This window comes from uncultured Parabacteroides sp. (assembly GCF_947855115.1).
Classification (GTDB): domain Bacteria; phylum Bacteroidota; class Bacteroidia; order Bacteroidales; family Tannerellaceae; genus Parabacteroides.
On the sequence record NZ_CANTZW010000003.1, the window covers coordinates 75,083 to 92,133 of the forward strand.

General features: G+C 45.8%; 11 protein-coding genes. 6 read left to right on the forward strand and 5 right to left on the reverse strand.

Going from position 1 to position 17,051, the window contains the following annotated elements; translation table 11 throughout:
- Positions 1-2: 2 nt before the first annotated feature.
- Complete coding sequence (locus tag Q0110_RS03620) at positions 3-2,063, reverse strand: dihydrofolate reductase (RefSeq protein WP_297902686.1); 2,061 nt, start codon at positions 2,061-2,063, stop codon at positions 3-5.
- 172 nt (positions 2,064-2,235) lie between these two features.
- Here Q0110_RS03620 and mnmA point away from each other — a divergent pair, with 172 nt between their 5' ends.
- Positions 2,236-3,312 (forward strand): tRNA 2-thiouridine(34) synthase MnmA, encoded by a 1,077-nt coding sequence (mnmA, locus tag Q0110_RS03625; RefSeq protein ID WP_297902689.1) that lies wholly within the window; start codon positions 2,236-2,238, stop codon positions 3,310-3,312.
- Positions 3,313-3,378: 66 nt separating this feature from the next.
- Here the strand turns inward: mnmA and Q0110_RS03630 are convergent, their stop codons facing one another.
- Entirely contained in the window at positions 3,379-4,320 is a 942-nt protein-coding gene (locus Q0110_RS03630; RefSeq protein ID WP_297902692.1) for a ribose-phosphate pyrophosphokinase, read from the reverse strand.
- A 713-nt stretch (positions 4,321-5,033) separates the two neighbouring features.
- On the opposite strand from Q0110_RS03630, the gene Q0110_RS03635 reads away from it, so the two are divergent.
- The gene (locus Q0110_RS03635) at positions 5,034-5,675 is read left to right on the forward strand and encodes a DedA family protein (RefSeq protein ID WP_297902695.1); all 642 of its coding nucleotides are present in this window, start codon (positions 5,034-5,036) and stop codon (positions 5,673-5,675) included.
- 152 nt (positions 5,676-5,827) lie between these two features.
- On the opposite strand, the gene Q0110_RS03640 is transcribed toward Q0110_RS03635, so the two are convergent.
- Together Q0110_RS03640 and Q0110_RS03645 are read right to left on the reverse strand one after the other, a co-directional pair.
- On the reverse strand, positions 5,828-7,531 hold the full coding sequence (locus tag Q0110_RS03640) for an alpha-amylase family glycosyl hydrolase (protein WP_297902698.1): 1,704 nt from the start codon (positions 7,529-7,531) through the stop codon (positions 5,828-5,830).
- Between the two features lie 59 nt (positions 7,532-7,590).
- Complete coding sequence (locus tag Q0110_RS03645; protein ID WP_297902701.1) at positions 7,591-8,427, reverse strand: patatin-like phospholipase family protein; 837 nt, start codon at positions 8,425-8,427, stop codon at positions 7,591-7,593.
- Between the two features lie 165 nt (positions 8,428-8,592).
- Here Q0110_RS03645 and Q0110_RS03650 point away from each other — a divergent pair, with 165 nt between their 5' ends.
- Both Q0110_RS03650 and Q0110_RS03655 read left to right on the forward strand, forming a co-directional pair.
- Positions 8,593-10,797, forward strand: a complete 2,205-nt coding sequence (locus Q0110_RS03650) for a sodium-translocating pyrophosphatase (RefSeq protein WP_297902704.1) — start codon at positions 8,593-8,595, stop codon at positions 10,795-10,797.
- Between the two features lie 145 nt (positions 10,798-10,942).
- A complete protein-coding gene (locus Q0110_RS03655) occupies positions 10,943-13,135 on the forward strand; it encodes a glutamine synthetase III (RefSeq protein WP_297902707.1) in 2,193 nt (730 codons plus the stop codon).
- A gap of 210 nt (positions 13,136-13,345) precedes the next feature.
- Here the strand turns inward: Q0110_RS03655 and Q0110_RS03660 are convergent, their stop codons facing one another.
- Complete coding sequence (locus Q0110_RS03660; RefSeq protein ID WP_297902710.1) at positions 13,346-14,233, reverse strand: TIM barrel protein; 888 nt, start codon at positions 14,231-14,233, stop codon at positions 13,346-13,348.
- Positions 14,234-14,307: 74 nt separating this feature from the next.
- Between Q0110_RS03660 and Q0110_RS03665 the strand changes: the two genes are divergently transcribed.
- Both Q0110_RS03665 and Q0110_RS03670 read left to right on the forward strand, forming a co-directional pair.
- Positions 14,308-15,636, forward strand: coding sequence for an MATE family efflux transporter (locus Q0110_RS03665; protein WP_297902714.1), 1,329 nt, complete (start codon positions 14,308-14,310; stop codon positions 15,634-15,636).
- Between the two features lie 69 nt (positions 15,637-15,705).
- Positions 15,706-16,986 (forward strand): O-acetylhomoserine aminocarboxypropyltransferase/cysteine synthase family protein, encoded by a 1,281-nt coding sequence (locus Q0110_RS03670; protein WP_297902717.1) that lies wholly within the window; start codon positions 15,706-15,708, stop codon positions 16,984-16,986.
- Positions 16,987-17,051 lie beyond the last annotated feature (65 nt).

Sequence of the window (17,051 nt, forward strand, 5' to 3'; positions counted from 1 at the left end):
TATTAATCATTATAAGTCGGTAAGAAAGAGTAATCACGACCATAACGGAGCATTTGGTCCGTATATCCTTCCGTGTAATCCAAGACAATATCGGTGACCTCACCGTCGGATCCCCTTATCTCTTTCATCACAGGGTTGACAAAACCTTTATAAGGGGCCAAGTTTAACTTAGCATAGCGCTCCAAGACTTCCGCATGTAAATCCGTATCTACTTTCACGCCGAATTCCTCTACAAGATTCTTTCCGGCCTCATAGTCGCCCTCACTTTTGATACGTTGAATCTCAGCCAACAGGGTTCCAAACAACTCACGTAACTTCGGATAGTCATTTACAACCACATAGGTCTTTCCATCCCGTTTTTTCAGTTCGATTACATTAGAGACCTTTCCCTTCTCATAAGTCCACTTAGCGATTAACTGGCGGTTACGCATATGCGCCTCCTCTATATTTTTGCCTAGCTCTATACGGACCAACTGGGTCATCAAGCCATTCATTATATACTTATAGTATTCCGATTTATAAGCTTCACCGTCCGGAAGCAATCCCAGTTCCACCAACTTCGGATCTGCCAAATAATACAGGCCAAACAAATCCGCACGGGTTTCCTCCAAAGTAGAACTATAGGCTTTTAACGCATCCGGGTCTGTATTTTCCAACAATTTGCCGGAACCATGTCCTAGGCACTCATGCAAGTCCGTATGTAAATTATCAGTCAAAAAACCGTACTGTTTCATACCGTTGCGCTCCACGTCACTCCAAACGAACTCCTCGCTAAAGCCATTCCCTTGGGAAGCCTTATCATAAGCCTCCGTGATGTTCTCGATCGTGACAGACTTTGAACCATGATCTCTACGAATCCAATCCGCATTTGGCAAATTAATGCCGATCGGGGTGGCCGGATAACAATCCCCTCCCAACATAGATACCGTGATAACCTTAGCGCTGACACCTTTCACCGTCTCTTTCTTGAAACGTTTATCTACCGGAGAATGATCCTCGAACCATTGCGCGTTATCACTTATGATTTTCGTACGCTTTGTCGCCTCTTTATTCGTAAAGTTCACGGTAGACTCCCAACTGGCCTTCATTCCCAACGGATCTCCATAAGTCTCGATAAAGCCATTAACGAAATCAACTTCCGAGGCTGTATCCTCTACCCAAAGGATCGAATAAGCATCGAAGGTCTTCAAATCTCCCGTTTTATAATATTCGATCAACTTCTCGATAATCGCTTTCTGGGTATCATTCTCCGCGAAAGGCAAAGCTTGCCGCAATTGATCCACGATCTTCTCTATCGCAGCAGAATAGAGTCCTCCCACTTTCCATACCTTCTCAACGATCTTACCCTTCTCTTTTACCAAGCGGCTGTTCAGGCCGTAAGAAATCGGGGAAATCGTATCCTTTCCCATTTTCATTTGCGCATAGAAGTCTTCTACCTCTTCCTGACTGATCCCCCCTCCGTAATAATTATTGGAAGAAGCCTTGATCAAATCGCCATCGCCGCTTTGTACGCTACGCTTTGGCATAACGCTTGGATCAAAGATCACCGGAGCGATCTCAATCATTAATTGATCCACGTTTTGATTTTCACGAAGAGGTAATTCCCTGGCATCGATTTGATGAATACAATCCATAAAGAATTCAGGAGAAAAACCCGGCACAAACTTGTCCAAAGCATAATGATGATGGATACCGCTAGAGAACCACACCCGTTTTAAATATGTTTCCAATGCCTTGAACTGAGGGTCTTCCCGATCTCCTTTATAATTCATATAAATAGCCTCCAATGTCCTGCGGATCGCCAAATTATACTTCCCATTCTGATCAAAGAATATATCACGTCCCATCAAGGCCGCCTCGGAAAGATGATATAGCAATTGCTTTTGCCGCAATGATAAGGATTCGAAACCCGGGACTTTATAACGAAGGATTTCCAGATCGGCGAACCGGTCTACTACATAATTGAAATCTTTATCGGAATTTTGAGATACCGTATCCGACTTTTGGCCCGTACAAGCCATCATAGCCATAACTGTCATAAGCGATAACATTATTTTTTTCATACTTACTACGATTCGAGTTTCCTATAATGTATTACATCTAAAGTACATAGCTTGAAGGCCCACGTTCCGATAAGGCCCAACCGCAAAGATAGAGAATATACAGTCAATATCAAAGGTTTGGGATTTTTTCTCTACTTTTGTATGCTAATAGCAAAGACAAAAAAACGAGAGAATGGAAATTGCAGCATTAGTTTCAGGAGGGGTAGACAGCTCTGTCGTCGTGCACCAACTAAAAGAAGCAGGATACGATCCTACCATCTTCTATATCCGTATTGGTATGGAAGACAAGGATGGCTATATCGATTGCCCGGCAGAAGAAGATATCGAGATCACCTCGTATATCGCCCGCAAATACGGATGCAGATTCGAAATCGTCTCCTTGCACGATGAGTATTGGGACCGGGTAGTAAGCTATACGATTGAATCTGTCAAACGCGGTCTTACTCCAAACCCGGATATGATGTGTAATAAATACATCAAGTTCGGTTGTTTCGAGGAAAAATGGGGCAAAGACTTCGATAAGATCGCTACCGGTCATTATGCCACGACCACGGAGATAAACGGTAAGACATGGCTTTCTACCGCCAAAGACCCGGTAAAAGACCAGACGGATTTCTTGGGGCAAATCACCCGCTTACAAATACAAAAGCTGATGTTCCCGATCGGGCATTTAATGAAAAGCGAGGTCCGTGCCATCGCTGAGGCTCAAAAGCTGCCGAGCGCTAAACGCAAAGACAGCCAAGGTATTTGCTTCTTAGGAAAAATCAACTATAACGACTTTATTGAGCGTTACCTAGGAAAGCGCCCGGGAAAGATCGTAGAACTGGAGACTGGTAAAGTCATCGGTAAGCATAACGGATATTGGTTCCACACGATCGGCCAACGTAAAGGATTGGGATTAAGCGGTGGCCCCTGGTTTGTTATTCAAAAGGATATCAAGCGAAATATAATCTATGTCTCCAACGGCTATGACCCGGAAACACAATATGGCAAAGTGATCAATATGCAAGGTTTCGATTTCATCACGGAAGATCCTTGGGGGGAGTTCGACGATAAGAAGGAAATCACTTTCAAAATCCGTCATACTCCAGAATTCACGCATGGTTACATCCATCGTATCGGAGGCCTATATCGCGTTGAGTCCGATGACAAAATACAGGGTATAGCTCCTGGCCAATATTGTGTAATCTACGATAAAAATCATCATTTATGCCTAGGTAGCGGTATGATTATTGATGAGACTAAATGATATATTCTAAATAAAAACGGTCGCTTCCTTTCGGAGCGACCGTTTTTATTTTTCTTTCTTAATCTATTAAATAGCATACAAAGAACTGATAGACTCACCGCTACATACGCGACGAATTGCCTCCGCGAACATATCAGCGATAGATAATACCTTTACTTTCTCGCATTTCTTTGCGTAAGGTATTGAATCTGTAAAGATCATCTCTGTTAAAGCGGACTGATCTACTCGAATGGAAGCGGGATCAGACATTACAGCGTGACTGGCGATGGCGCGAACAGACTTTGCCCCATTCTCCAACATCAAGTTTGCGGCCTTCGTAATCGTACCTGCCGTATCTACCATATCGTCGATCAAAAGCACATCCAAGCCCTTCACATCACCAATGATACGCATCTCTGCGACCTCATTGGCACGCAAACGAGACTTGTGGCAAATAACCATCGGCAAACCTAAATATTTAGAATAGCTGCTAGCACGTTTCGTACCACCGACATCCGGAGTAGCGATACACAAGTTGTCCAAAGGTAAAGATGTCTTGATATAATCCAAGAATACGGAAGATGCATATAAATGATCCACCGGAACATTGAAAAATCCTTGAATCTGGTCTGCATGAAGGTCCATCGTGATCAAACGGTTGATTCCCGCCGTACTTAACATATCAGCGATCAACTTAGCGCCAATAGAAACACGAGGTTTATCCTTTCTATCCTGACGAGCCCAACCGAAATAAGGGACTACCGCAATGATTGAATGCGCAGAAGCACGTTTAGCCGCATCAATCATCAGAAGCAACTCCATCAAATTGTCTGAGTTAGGGAATGTAGATTGTACTAAGAATACATCTCTACCTCGGATAGACTCTTCATAAGAAACAGAGAACTCACCATCGGCAAAGTGCTGGATATTCATCTGCCCCAGAGGACAACCTAAACTTTTGCAAATTTTCTCTGCAAGATACCGGGAGTTTGTTCCCGAAAACACCAAGAAAGGAGTTTGTGCACTCATTATTCCGAATATTTATCTTAAAGTGAATAGATTTAAATTGTGCCGCAAAAGTACAAAACTTATTTACAATAACCTCTTTATATTTAGAAAACTTTTACGGAAGCCTTGATATAACCTTTGCAAACCTCCTTAATCAAAATCGGCCGTTGGAGGCTTCTTCTTGGAAAACTTTCTATATTTGCAACCGCAATGATAAAGCATTTACTCTATTTCTTCGTACTGGTAAGCGTATTTCTGGCTTCGGGTTCTTCATTATCCCCCAAGAATCTACAGGAATACAAGGATTCTTATGCCATGTATTCTCCATACGAAGACGATACAGAACATAATATCCTCCAAGCGGATATCGAATGTTACGACAAAGAGTCATCTAACGAGGAATACAACTATAAAATAGAAAATGGTTACATCAGGGTTCCTTCTCTATACCGTAGTGTCCCGACATCCAAGAATTTAAGAACAAACATTTCCTCATCCGCAGATAGAATCATCCGTTCTTTAAAAACACAATGCCTTAAAGAAAGACGAACTTTCATTTCATTTTGTATTAATCCTTTTAAATTCTCCCACGGATATTACATCTATACCCTAAGGCGTATCCTCATTTAATCCTTAAGTTTCATTTCTCAGACCACTCTAAAAAGACGGACAAATAGTATTTGTTCTCTTTAGGGATTATAGCGGATATTTATTAATTAACAATACAACACAAAATGGAATTCTTATTAGACTTTATCTTACACATCGATCAGCATATGATTGAGATCGTACAAGAATATCACACTTGGGCCTACGCGATATTATTCTTAATCATTTTTTGTGAAACGGGATTGGTAGTCACCCCGTTTTTGCCAGGAGATTCCCTGCTATTTGTCGCCGGGGCGATAACCGCATTACCCGGTATGCCTTTAGAGATAAACCTCTTAGCTTTAATCTTATTTGTAGCGGCAGTATCGGGAGACTCTTGCAATTATATGATAGGCCATTTTTTCGGTCGCAAACTTTTCAACAACCCTAACTCCAGAATATTCAAGAAGAGTCATTTAGACAAGACACATGAATTCTACAAAAAGTATGGAGGTAAAACCATCATTATCGCCCGATTCGTACCAATAGTCCGTACTTTCGCACCATTCGTAGCGGGAATGGGTAAAATGCATTACTACTATTTCATGATCTATAACCTTATAGGAGGTGCTTTTTGGATCTTACTTTTCTGTTATGCGGGATACTTCTTCGGAGACCTTCCATTCGTGCAGAAAAACCTTAAAATATTGATCATCGCAATTATATTCATATCCATACTTCCTGCCGTAATAGAGATGATACGGGCTAAGCTAAAAGCACAGAAATAAAGTGATAAAGAAAATACAAAACCAGCCTCATCGGCCAAATCAGTTAATAAAATCTGTTATTTCAGTCAACTTACTTGGCCGATGGAGCCGGTTTATTATACCGGGACAATTCCATCCAGGAATTATTGATACCGCCTTTTCAAGAAAGTCCTTTATTTAGGTGAAAAAGTAAACTTTAGCATTTTACCGGAATAAGCCGGAAGTTTCACCTGATAAGGATATGCGTCTGTTAGTGTGCTAATTGTTGTTTCCCCTGTTAGCAGATCTGTCAATTTCGCAGGTTTGTTATCCTCAAAATCAAGAGCTTTAAATGCCTCTTCCGGAATATTTACCCATACACATTGATCAGCACGGTCGAAATTTACGACAACCAAAAGCACCTCGTTCTTCCATTTACGCAAGAATGTATATTGGCGATTCGAATTAAAATAAGGGTTATTGGAGTTCGCATACATTAAATCATAGAACGCGCCTTCGACAATAACCGGCTCAGACCGTACCACATTCAATAACTTAGCATACATCCCACGCAACGAACGTTGTGCCGGTGTTAATTTTGCTCCGTCAAAGTGCCCATTATTATTCCAGTTACGTAAACTTTCAATACTCCAATAATCAAAGATAGTAGTACGGCCATCACGTCCGCTAAAGCCCTCCATGTCCATACCTCTTTCGCCAAGCTCCTGACCACAATAGATCATAACCGGGTTCGTATTCATAGCCGCAGAAACAATCATGCCCGGAATACCCGGACGAGCATCCCCTGCAAAGAAATCAGAGGCGACACGCTGCTCATCATGATTCTCCAGGAAGTTCAACATGTTTTTCTGGATGCCCTCCACCGATTGCCAGCAATATGATATATTACTAGCCGGGGCCTGCCCGCACATCACCGCACGAACCGTATCATAAAGGCCTACCTTATCATACAAATAATCAAAATGCCCTGTATAAATATAGTTTCTATATTCATCCGGATTATACACCTCCGCGATAAAGAGCACATCATGCACCTTCTTCACCTGAGGAATCACCCAATTCCAGAATTCCACCGGAACCATCTCTGCCATGTCACAACGAAAACCATCTACACCCTTACCTGCCCAAAACAGCAAGATCTCTAGCATTTTCTCCCAAGTATTAGGTATGGTATCGAAGTAGCAAACACCACCGTGCATGTAATCCACGCCATAATTCAATTTCACCGTCTCATACCAGTCATCCTGGCTTGGGTAAGCATCGAAATGGTTGTTTCCGGTTACCTTCGCGGGGAACTCGCTATAGGCGAAATCCTCCTCACGTTGCGGATCAAAGCGAAGCGTCAAGGTTTGTCCTGGAAGGTAATAAAAGTTATTATTCACATCAAAAACCTTAGACACATTATCCGTTTGTCCTAAGTCCTCCACGAAAGGCTCTCGTGCGTCCGAGAAATATTGGCGTGCCACATGGTTCGGTACAAAATCAATGATAACCTTCATCCCAGCCTCGTGCGTACGTTTCACCAAATCCTCGAACTCACTCATACGGTTCTGGATATTATCCGCTAAGTCCGGGTCTATATCATAATAATCTTTTATAGCATACGGAGATCCGGCCTTACCTTTTACTACGGCAGAATGGTCTTTCCGGATACCAAACATGGTATAATCGGTTTTCGTAGCGTGTTCTATCACCCCCGTATACCAAACATGAGTAATACCTAGTTCTTTGATTTTGGATAAAGCCAAAGGAGTAAAAGCCGAAAACTTACCTACTCCATTCTCGGCCAAACTACCATTCATCACAGGAGATGGTCGCAGATTCCCAAACCAGCGCGGGAATACCTGATAAATTACCATCTTGTTTTTTTGTTCCATTGCGTTCATCTATATATAAAGTTTTTGCGGGAAAGCACTTTGTCCAGACAGACGCTTTGTCACGGCATCAGGCCTTTCTTTCTTGCCGCGATCGCTTTCACCAAGGTTTCATATTTATTTTCATTCAATACTTTCTCAAAACTTCGGGCAGCGGCAGAATAGCCAATATTACAAATCACGTCTACATTCTCAAGGTCAAACGTCTTATACAGGCCAAATTCCTCCGCCTCTATCAAGACGTCGCACATCTCTCGATCCTCCAGCGTATTCGCCCGGAACATATAATGGTAAGAACGCTCGGCGATATGGAATATGGTCTGCTTATATTTTTGCGGGATCAACGGGCTTACGTTCACCCCGATAATACGTTCACATTCCTCACGGATGATGGAGACCGGAAAGTTATGAAATAAACCCCCATCCACATAATGAACACCATTGATGACAACAGGACTGAAAATAATCGGGATACTACAAGAAGCTGTCACCGCCTCGACAATAGGACCACTCCTAAATTCATGGCTTTCGCCATTATCCAAGTCCGTCGCGACAATCACCATCGGAATCTGCAAATCCTCGATGTTCTTGGTCCGCAAGTGTCGCCTCAAGAAATAACGAAAACGTTTACTGTCGAACAACCCAGCCTTTGGTATTTGTAATCGGGCGAATTCAGAGAACTCACGTCCGGTAAAAAGCTCTTGGATCTCTGCCGCCGAATACCCATCGGCAAACAAGGTTCCCATCAAAGCCCCCGCGCTGGTACCCACTATAATATCCGGTCTCAGCGCACATTCCTCCATCATTCGAAATACGCCGATATGTGCAAAACCTTTCGCTCCGCCTCCGCTAAGCGCCAAGCCCAACCTATAGGGTTTATGGTTCGTCTCTTCTGCCATTTATTTCTTGTCTCTTAATCCGGTAACAAATATGCTGTTTTTTTTAATTACAAACATTATTATTAGGGAAAAAGTTTCTATACTCTTTTATTTTTGCTACATTTACACAGAAAGCAAAGACATTGTCATATCGCTTTTTTAGTATAACATTAAATCTACCACGTTATGATTACGAGTATTTTCTGGATTATCCCGTCAGCGTCTGTTTTAGCGCTGGTGTTCGCCTGGTTCTTCTTCAGGCAAATGATGAAAGAGAGTGAAGGAACTGAGTTGATGAAAAAGATCGCCTCCTTTGTGCGTGAAGGGGCGATGTCGTATCTGAAACAGCAATACAAAGTAGTCGCCTCCGTTTTTGTTGTCCTAGTAATCTTGTTCTCTATTATGGCCTATGGCTTCCACGTGCAAAACGAATGGGTTCCGATCGCCTTCCTGACAGGAGGATTCTTTTCCGGATTAGCGGGTTTCTTAGGTATGAAGACCGCAACTTATGCCTCGGCCCGTACAGCGAACGCAGCCCGTACTTCCTTGAACAAAGGTTTGCAAGTCGCCTTCCGGAGTGGAGCGGTCATGGGCCTGGTGGTCGTAGGCCTTGGATTACTGGATATCTCTTTCTGGTATATCCTGTTAAATGCTTTCATCCCAGACGAGGCCTTAGACCCGACTCATAAACTCACGATGATCACCACAACCATGCTTACTTTCGGAATGGGTGCCTCTACGCAAGCCTTGTTCGCACGTGTAGGAGGAGGAATCTATACGAAAGCCGCCGATGTCGGAGCGGATTTGGTAGGTAAAGTTGAGGCAGGAATCCCGGAGGATGATCCTCGTAACCCGGCGACAATCGCCGATAACGTAGGCGACAATGTAGGTGACGTCGCCGGAATGGGAGCCGATCTATATGAATCTTACTGCGGTTCTATCCTTGCAACCGCCGCATTGGGAGCCGCCGCATTCGTTTCTACCGGAAACGTAGAATTACAATATAAGGCGGTTATCGCTCCGATGCTGATCGCCGCCGTAGGTATCATTTTATCTATTATCGGTATATTCGCCGTCCGTACGAACGAGAACGCGACGATCAAGCAACTTTTGAAAGCGCTGGCCATAGGAACAAACCTGAGTTCCGTATTGATCGCCATTTCTACGTTCGGGATTCTTTATGTATTAGGCATGGAGAATTGGTTCTGGATCGGTTGCTCTGTAATCGTGGGTTTGCTAGTCGGGATCGTGATCGGGCAAGCGACAGAATATTATACCTCTCAATCCTATAAACCGACCCGGCTTGTTTCCGAATCGGGACTGACTGGCCCGGCAACGGTTATTATCTCCGGCCTCGGGCTGGGGATGCTCTCAACAGCCATCCCGGTACTTGCCGTTGTAGTCGGTATCATCTGCTCCTTCTTGTTCGCCTCCGGATTCGATTTCACGAACGTGGGCATGGGATTATACGGAATCGGTATAGCGGCTGTAGGTATGCTATCGACATTGGGTATCACGTTGGCCACGGACGCTTACGGCCCTATAGCGGATAATGCCGGAGGTAACGCCGAGATGTGTAACCTCGGGAAAGAAGTACGTAAACGTACGGACGCATTGGATTCATTGGGAAATACGACAGCGGCTACGGGAAAAGGTTTCGCTATCGGTTCCGCCGCATTAACCGGCTTAGCTTTGTTGGCTTCTTATGTAGAAGAGATCAAGATCGGTCTGCTCCGCTTGGGCGAGACGGCCCTGAACTTTACCGATGGCAGGAGCATTGAAATATCCAAAGCCTCCTTCTCGGACTTTATGGTATATTATGATGTTACCTTGATGAATCCGAAGGTGCTGGCCGGAATGTTCTTAGGTTCCATGATGGCATTCATGTTCTGCGGCCTTACGATGAACGCTGTAGGACGTGCGGCCGGGCACATGGTGGAGGAAGTTCGCCGTCAGTTCAAGGAGATCAAGGGTATCCTGACAGGAGAGGCACAACCGGATTATGCCCGTTGCGTTGAGATCTCGACGAAAGGAGCGCAGCATGAGATGGTACTTCCCTCCGTATTAGCCATTATCGCCCCCATCCTGACCGGACTTGTTTTTGGCGTGACAGGCGTTGTCGGATTATTGATCGGTGGATTAAGCACAGGTTTCGTATTAGCCGTATTCATGGCGAACGCCGGAGGAGCATGGGATAACGCAAAGAAATTCATCGAGGAAGGAAATCACGGCGGCAAAGGTAGCGAGGCACATAAGGCAACCGTTGTCGGCGATACGGTTGGCGATCCGTTCAAAGACACTTCCGGCCCGAGCTTGAATATCCTTATTAAGCTGATGAGCATGGTAGCGATCGTGATGGCGGGATTGACGGTGGCTTGGAGTCTGTTTTAATCCTTGACCGTCGGCAGTTGGCAATTGACAGTTAGAGAAGTAAATTGACAATTTAATAGAGAAAACTAAATAATTGTCAATTGCCAACTGTCAATTGTCAACTGTTTTGTATTTTCGCGTCGTAAATACATAAAATAATTCAACAATGTCAATCTCACGCTTTAATGCTGTGGAGAAGGCATCCAACCGAAAGGCCGTGGAAGCCGTCACTCCCGAACACAAAGTATCTGAGTACTATGGCGAGAATGTCTTCAACCGGAAGGCTATGCAGAAATATCTCTCCAAGGAAACGTACAAAGCCTTGACCCACGCCATTGACAGTGGCACGCCTATCGACCGGGAAATAGCCAATCATGTGGCAGCCGGCATGCGTATGTGGGCATTGGAAAAAGGAGTCACTCATTACACCCACTGGTTTCAACCGCTTACCGATGGCACCGCCGAAAAGCACGACGCTTTTGTAGAACACGATGGCAACGGCGGTATGATCGAGGAGTTCAGCGGTAAGTTGCTCGTCCAGCAAGAACCGGACGCTTCCAGTTTCCCGAACGGTGGCCTTCGCAATACTTTCGAGGCCCGCGGCTACTCAGCCTGGGACCCTTCCTCTCCCGCTTTTATCGTAGATGACACACTTTGTATCCCTACCGTCTTTATCGCTTACACAGGCGAGGCCCTCGATTATAAGACCCCGCTTATCCGTTCCATCGAGGTTTTAGGCGAGGCGGCGAAAGAGGTCTACAAATACTTCGACGAGGATGTCAACAAAGTGATTACCTATCTGGGATGGGAACAGGAATACTTCTTGGTGGACGAGGATTTATATTCCGCACGACCCGACTTATCATTGACCGAGCGTACGCTACTCGGGCACGAAAGCGCCAAGAACCAACAGTTGGACGATCATTATTTCGGCGCTATTCCTTCTCGTGTACAAGAATTCATGAAAGATCTGGAGACCGAATGTTATAAATTAGGCATCCCGGTCAAGACACGTCATAACGAGGTAGCTCCCAACCAGTTCGAGCTTGCCCCCATTTATGAGGAGTGCAATTTGGCGAACGACCATAACCAGTTATTGATGTCGGTCATGAAACGTGTGGCCCGCCATCATAACTTCCGCGTATTATTACACGAGAAACCTTTCAACGGGGTAAACGGTTCCGGTAAACACTGCAACTGGTCTATGGGAACGGACAAGGGCGTAAACTTATTCTCGCCGGGTAAAGATCGCGAGGACAACTTACGTTTCATCACTTTCGTGGTGAACACCATCATGGCCGTTTACAAATACAACGCTTTATTAAAAGCAAGTATCGCTTCCGCCACGAACGCACATCGTCTTGGAGCGAACGAGGCTCCTCCCGCTATCATCTCCACTTTCCTCGGAACACAAATCAGCGAGATCTTGGATAAGTTCGAGAATAGCTCTATCGAGGATGCCATCGAGGTGGACGACAAAAAGGGCTTGCATCTTGGCTTCGGGCAGATCCCCGAACTGCTGCTGGACAATACGGATCGTAACCGTACCTCTCCTTTCGCCTTCACCGGAAACCGTTTTGAGTTCCGTGCCCCCGGTTCTTCCGTGAACTGCGGATCGGCCATGTTAGCATTGAACTCTGCCGTGGCTTATCAATTACAACAATTCAAGAAAGACGTAGAGGCCTTGCAAGCGGAAGGTAAAAGCAAGGAAGTAGCGATCTTCAAGGTGTTGAAAGCCTATATCAAGGAATCCAAACCGATCCGCTTTGACGGAAACGGCTATTCCGACGAATGGAAAGAAGAAGCTGCCAAGCGAGGCCTGGATTGCCAAAATAGTGTCCCTTTGCAATACGACGCTTATCTTAAACCGGAGTCAATCGAGATGTTCACATCTACCGGCGTGCTTACCCAGAAAGAATTGGAAGCACGTAATGAGGTAAAATGGGAAGTCTATATCAAAAAGGTACAGATCGAGGCCCGTGTATTAGGGGATTTATCCTTGAACCATATCATCCCGGTAGCCGTTCGTTACCAGAGTGTGCTACTGGATAATATAGCGAAGTTGAAAGAGACATTCGGCGAAGAGCCGGAATTCCGCGACATGTCGGAAGAGCCCCGTCGCTTAGTCCGTAAGATAGCCGGACATATCTGTGCCGTGACCAAGAAAGTAGATGAGATGGTAGAGGCCCGCAAGAAAGCGAACCGCTTGACCGATATGCGGGAAAAGGCGATCGCTTACCATGACTCGGTTGCTCCTTATCTGGACGAGATCCGTGACCATATCGATGATCTGGAATTGATGGTAGACAACCAGATGTGGCCGTTGCCGAAGTATAGGGAATTGCTGTTTATCCGGTAAAAAACACCGGTACTGGCGCTGCCTTGTGCCCGTACCGGTATAGCCTCACATCGATACCGACATAAGGCTACGCTTATATCGGTATGAGGTTATGCCTATACTTCTCATTCAAGATAGACAACCGTATCAATCAAAGCCTCTGTCCGACAGTTTCGCACATCGCCGTCGGACAGAGGCTTCTTACTTACCTTCCGAAAAGGATACCCGTATTTACCACTTCACATAAGAAGCATTCATCAAGAAGTCATAGTCATGTTTCATCGCTTGTAGCGGTGTCATATTATAACGTTCTTGTTCAACGAAGTAATCCTCTAATCCGGCCTTCTCAGCTACAGCGAATAAAGACTTGAAGTCTACGATTCCGGCACCCATCTCCGTGCTGCCCTTTCCATCCGCGTTCGCGTCTTTCAAGTGCCAGTTGGCGAAACGGCCGGGATAACGGTTCACGTAATCATGGCATTTAAAACCGCCATACACCAATTGGGCCGTATCGATCTGGAAAGTAACCAACCCTTTGTCCGTATTCTCGATCATCACGTCGAACGGTATTTTTCCTTCCAGTTCATGGAATTCATCCACATGGTTATGGAAAGCGAAACGTAAACCATTCGACTTCGCGATCTCACCACATTTGTTAAATTGATCCGCTAAACGCATCACGTCCGAAAGGCTTTTGATATCCTTGGAAGGATAACCCGCCTGAACGATCCATTTACAACCTACCTCAGCCGTATCAGCGGCATTCTTTTTCCAGAAATCCCAGCCTTTGGTATCACCTTCTGCCAACAAACCGCTTCCGGTATGAGAACCCACCATACGGGCACCCATATCTGCCAGGTATTTCTTCATCTCGGCCGGAGATTTCCCATAGAATTTGCCATCCCGGTAACCGGCGGCTTCCATCCGTTTATAACCGATGTCCACCAAAGCCTTCATCGTCCCGTCAAAATCCGTCCGTAAATCATCCCGGACACTATACAATTGCACGCCTATCGCCTTCTCTTTCTTAGCTAAGATAGAGGCGAAGCCATTGGGCACTACACTCAGCGCTGCCACCGCGGCACCCGCTTTCAAAAAATTCCGTCTCGTTATCATCATACTATTCTTTAAGATTAACATCGCTAAAGGTAGGAAAATTATTTTTACTTTCGCGCAAGTTTAAACAAACGATCATGCAAGGAACAAAGAATCTGACCGAAGGCGTCATCTCCCGGCAATTATTCAATCTGGCGATGCCGATCATGGGTACCTCATTTATCCAAATGGCCTATAGCATCACCGACATGGCTTGGGTGGGCCGGCTGGGAAGCGAGGCTGTAGCCGCCATCGGCGCCGTAGGTATCCTTACTTGGATGACGAACTCAATCTCTTACTTGAATAAAGTGGGCTCGGAGGTGAGCGTCGGGCAAAGTATCGGGGCGCAAAACGTGGAAGATGCCCGGGGATTCGCTTCCCATAACCTAACGATCGCCTTGATCCTCTCGCTATGCTGGGGATTCTTGTTATTCGTCCTCGCCCATCCGATTATCGGCTTCTACAAACTGGAGGAACCGATCGCGCTGAATGCCGTGGAATACCTGAGAATCATCGCTTCCGCTTTTCCGTTTATCTTCCTCTCGGCGGCGTTTACCGGGATTCATAATGCCTCGGGTTTGAGTAAGACTCCATTCTATATCAGCGGAACAGGCCTTTTACTCAATATGGTGCTAGATCCGTTGTTTATATTCGGGTTCGGTATGGGAACGGCTGGCGCTGCTTGGGCTACATGGATCTCTCAAGGGGTGGTTTGCGGATTATTCGTCTATCAGTTAAAGTACCGGAATAAATTGTTCGGGGGATTCCCGTTCTTTGTCCGTTTAAAAGAACGATACACCAAGAGGATCTTCCAATTGGGCCTTCCGGTGGCGTTATTAAATACGTTTTTCGCAATCATTAATCTTTTCATGGCCCGTACAGCCTCTACTTACGGAGGACACATCGGCCTGATGACTCTTACGGCTGGCGGACAAATGGAGGCGATCGCATGGAACACCTCTCAAGGTTTCAGCACGGCCCTCTCCGCTTTCACCGCTCAGAACTACGCCGCACGTAAGAAAGAACGTATCCTGACCGCTTATCATACGACGCTTAAAATGACTTCCATCATCGGTGTACTCTGCACGTTGTTATTCGTCTTTTACGGTAGCGAGATATTCTCGTTGATCGTGCCGGAACAAGCCGCTTACGAAGCCGGTGGCGTATTTCTTCGAATCGATGGGTATTCAATGATCCTCATGATGTTGGAAATTACCACACAAGGGATGTTTTACGGTACCGGCCGAACCGTTCCACCGGCGATCATCAGTATCTCGTGCAACACCCTACGCATACCTTTAGCCATCGGGCTGGCGGCCGCGGGACTGGGCATTACGGGCGTTTGGTGGGCAATCAGTATTTCCAGCATGCTAAAAGGTGTTATCGCTTTCATCTGGTTCAGTATCTTACAGAAGAAGATCTTGTAAGCGGAACAATTCTTACCGATTTTCCGTACATTCGCGATTAAAATGACATTTAATTAAAAAACAACCTATATGGATAACAAATTCAAACCGGAGACCCTGTGCGTACAGGCCGGTTGGCAACCAAAGAAAGGAGAGCCCCGTGTCCTCCCGATCTATCAAAGCACGACATTCAAGTATGAGACCAGTGAGCAAATGGCTAAGTTGTTCGACTTGGAAGAAAGCGGCTATTTCTATACTCGCTTGCAAAATCCGACAAACGACGCTGTAGCCGCTAAAATCGCGGCGCTAGAAGGAGGCGTGGCAGCCATGTTAACCTCGTCCGGGCAAGCGGCAAATTTCTTTGCCTTTTTCAATATTTGCGAGGCTGGCGATCATATCGTAAGCGCTACCAGCATTTACGGAGGAACCTATAACCTATTGGCCGTTACCTTGAAGAAACTGGGAATTGAATGTACGTTCGTCGACCAAGACGCAAGTGAGGAAGAGATTTCCAAGGCTTTCCGTCCGAATACGAAAGCGATGTTCGGAGAGATGATCTCCAACCCGGGTGTCATGGTATTGGATATAGAGAAGTTTGCTCGTATAGCCCATAGTCATGGCGTACCTTTGATTGTCGATAATACATTCGCCACACCGATCAATTGCCGTCCGTTCGAATGGGGTGCGGATATCGTTACTCACTCCACGACTAAATACATGGACGGACATGCCACGAGTGTAGGCGGTTGTATCGTGGATAGCGGAAATTTCGATTGGGAAGCGCACGCCGAGAAGTTCCCGGGACTTTGCCAGCCAGATCCGTCTTACCACGGTCTGACCTATACCAAGGCATTTGGGAAATTGGCATTCATCACGAAAGCGACCAGCCAACTCATGCGTGACCTCGGATCGATCCAATCTCCGCAAAACGCATTCCTATTGAATCTTGGTTTGGAGACATTGCACCTGCGTGTACCGCAACACTGCAAAAACGCCTTGGCGGTAGCGCAATGGCTGCAAAAATGTGATAAGGTGGCTTGGGTTCATTACCCGGAGTTGGAAGGCAATCCGTATCATGAACTCGCCAAGAAATATCTACCGAATGGTTCTTGCGGCGTACTGTCCTTCGGATTGAAAGGAGGACGAGAAGTGGCGATCAAGTTTATGGATAACCTGAAACTCGCCGCTATCGTAACCCACGTAGCGGATGCTCGTACTTGCGTACTTCACCCGGCCAGCCATACGCACCGCCAGTTGAGCGATGAGCAGTTGATCGAGGCAGGCGTGGCTCCGGACTTGATCCGTTTCTCCGTAGGTATCGAAAATGCCGATGATATTATCGCCGATATTGAGCAAGCGCTGAATAAGTAAGACTTCAGTGCCATGCCGATGGCATGAGCGTGCCATCGGCATGGCACAGCCGTTTCATCAGCGTG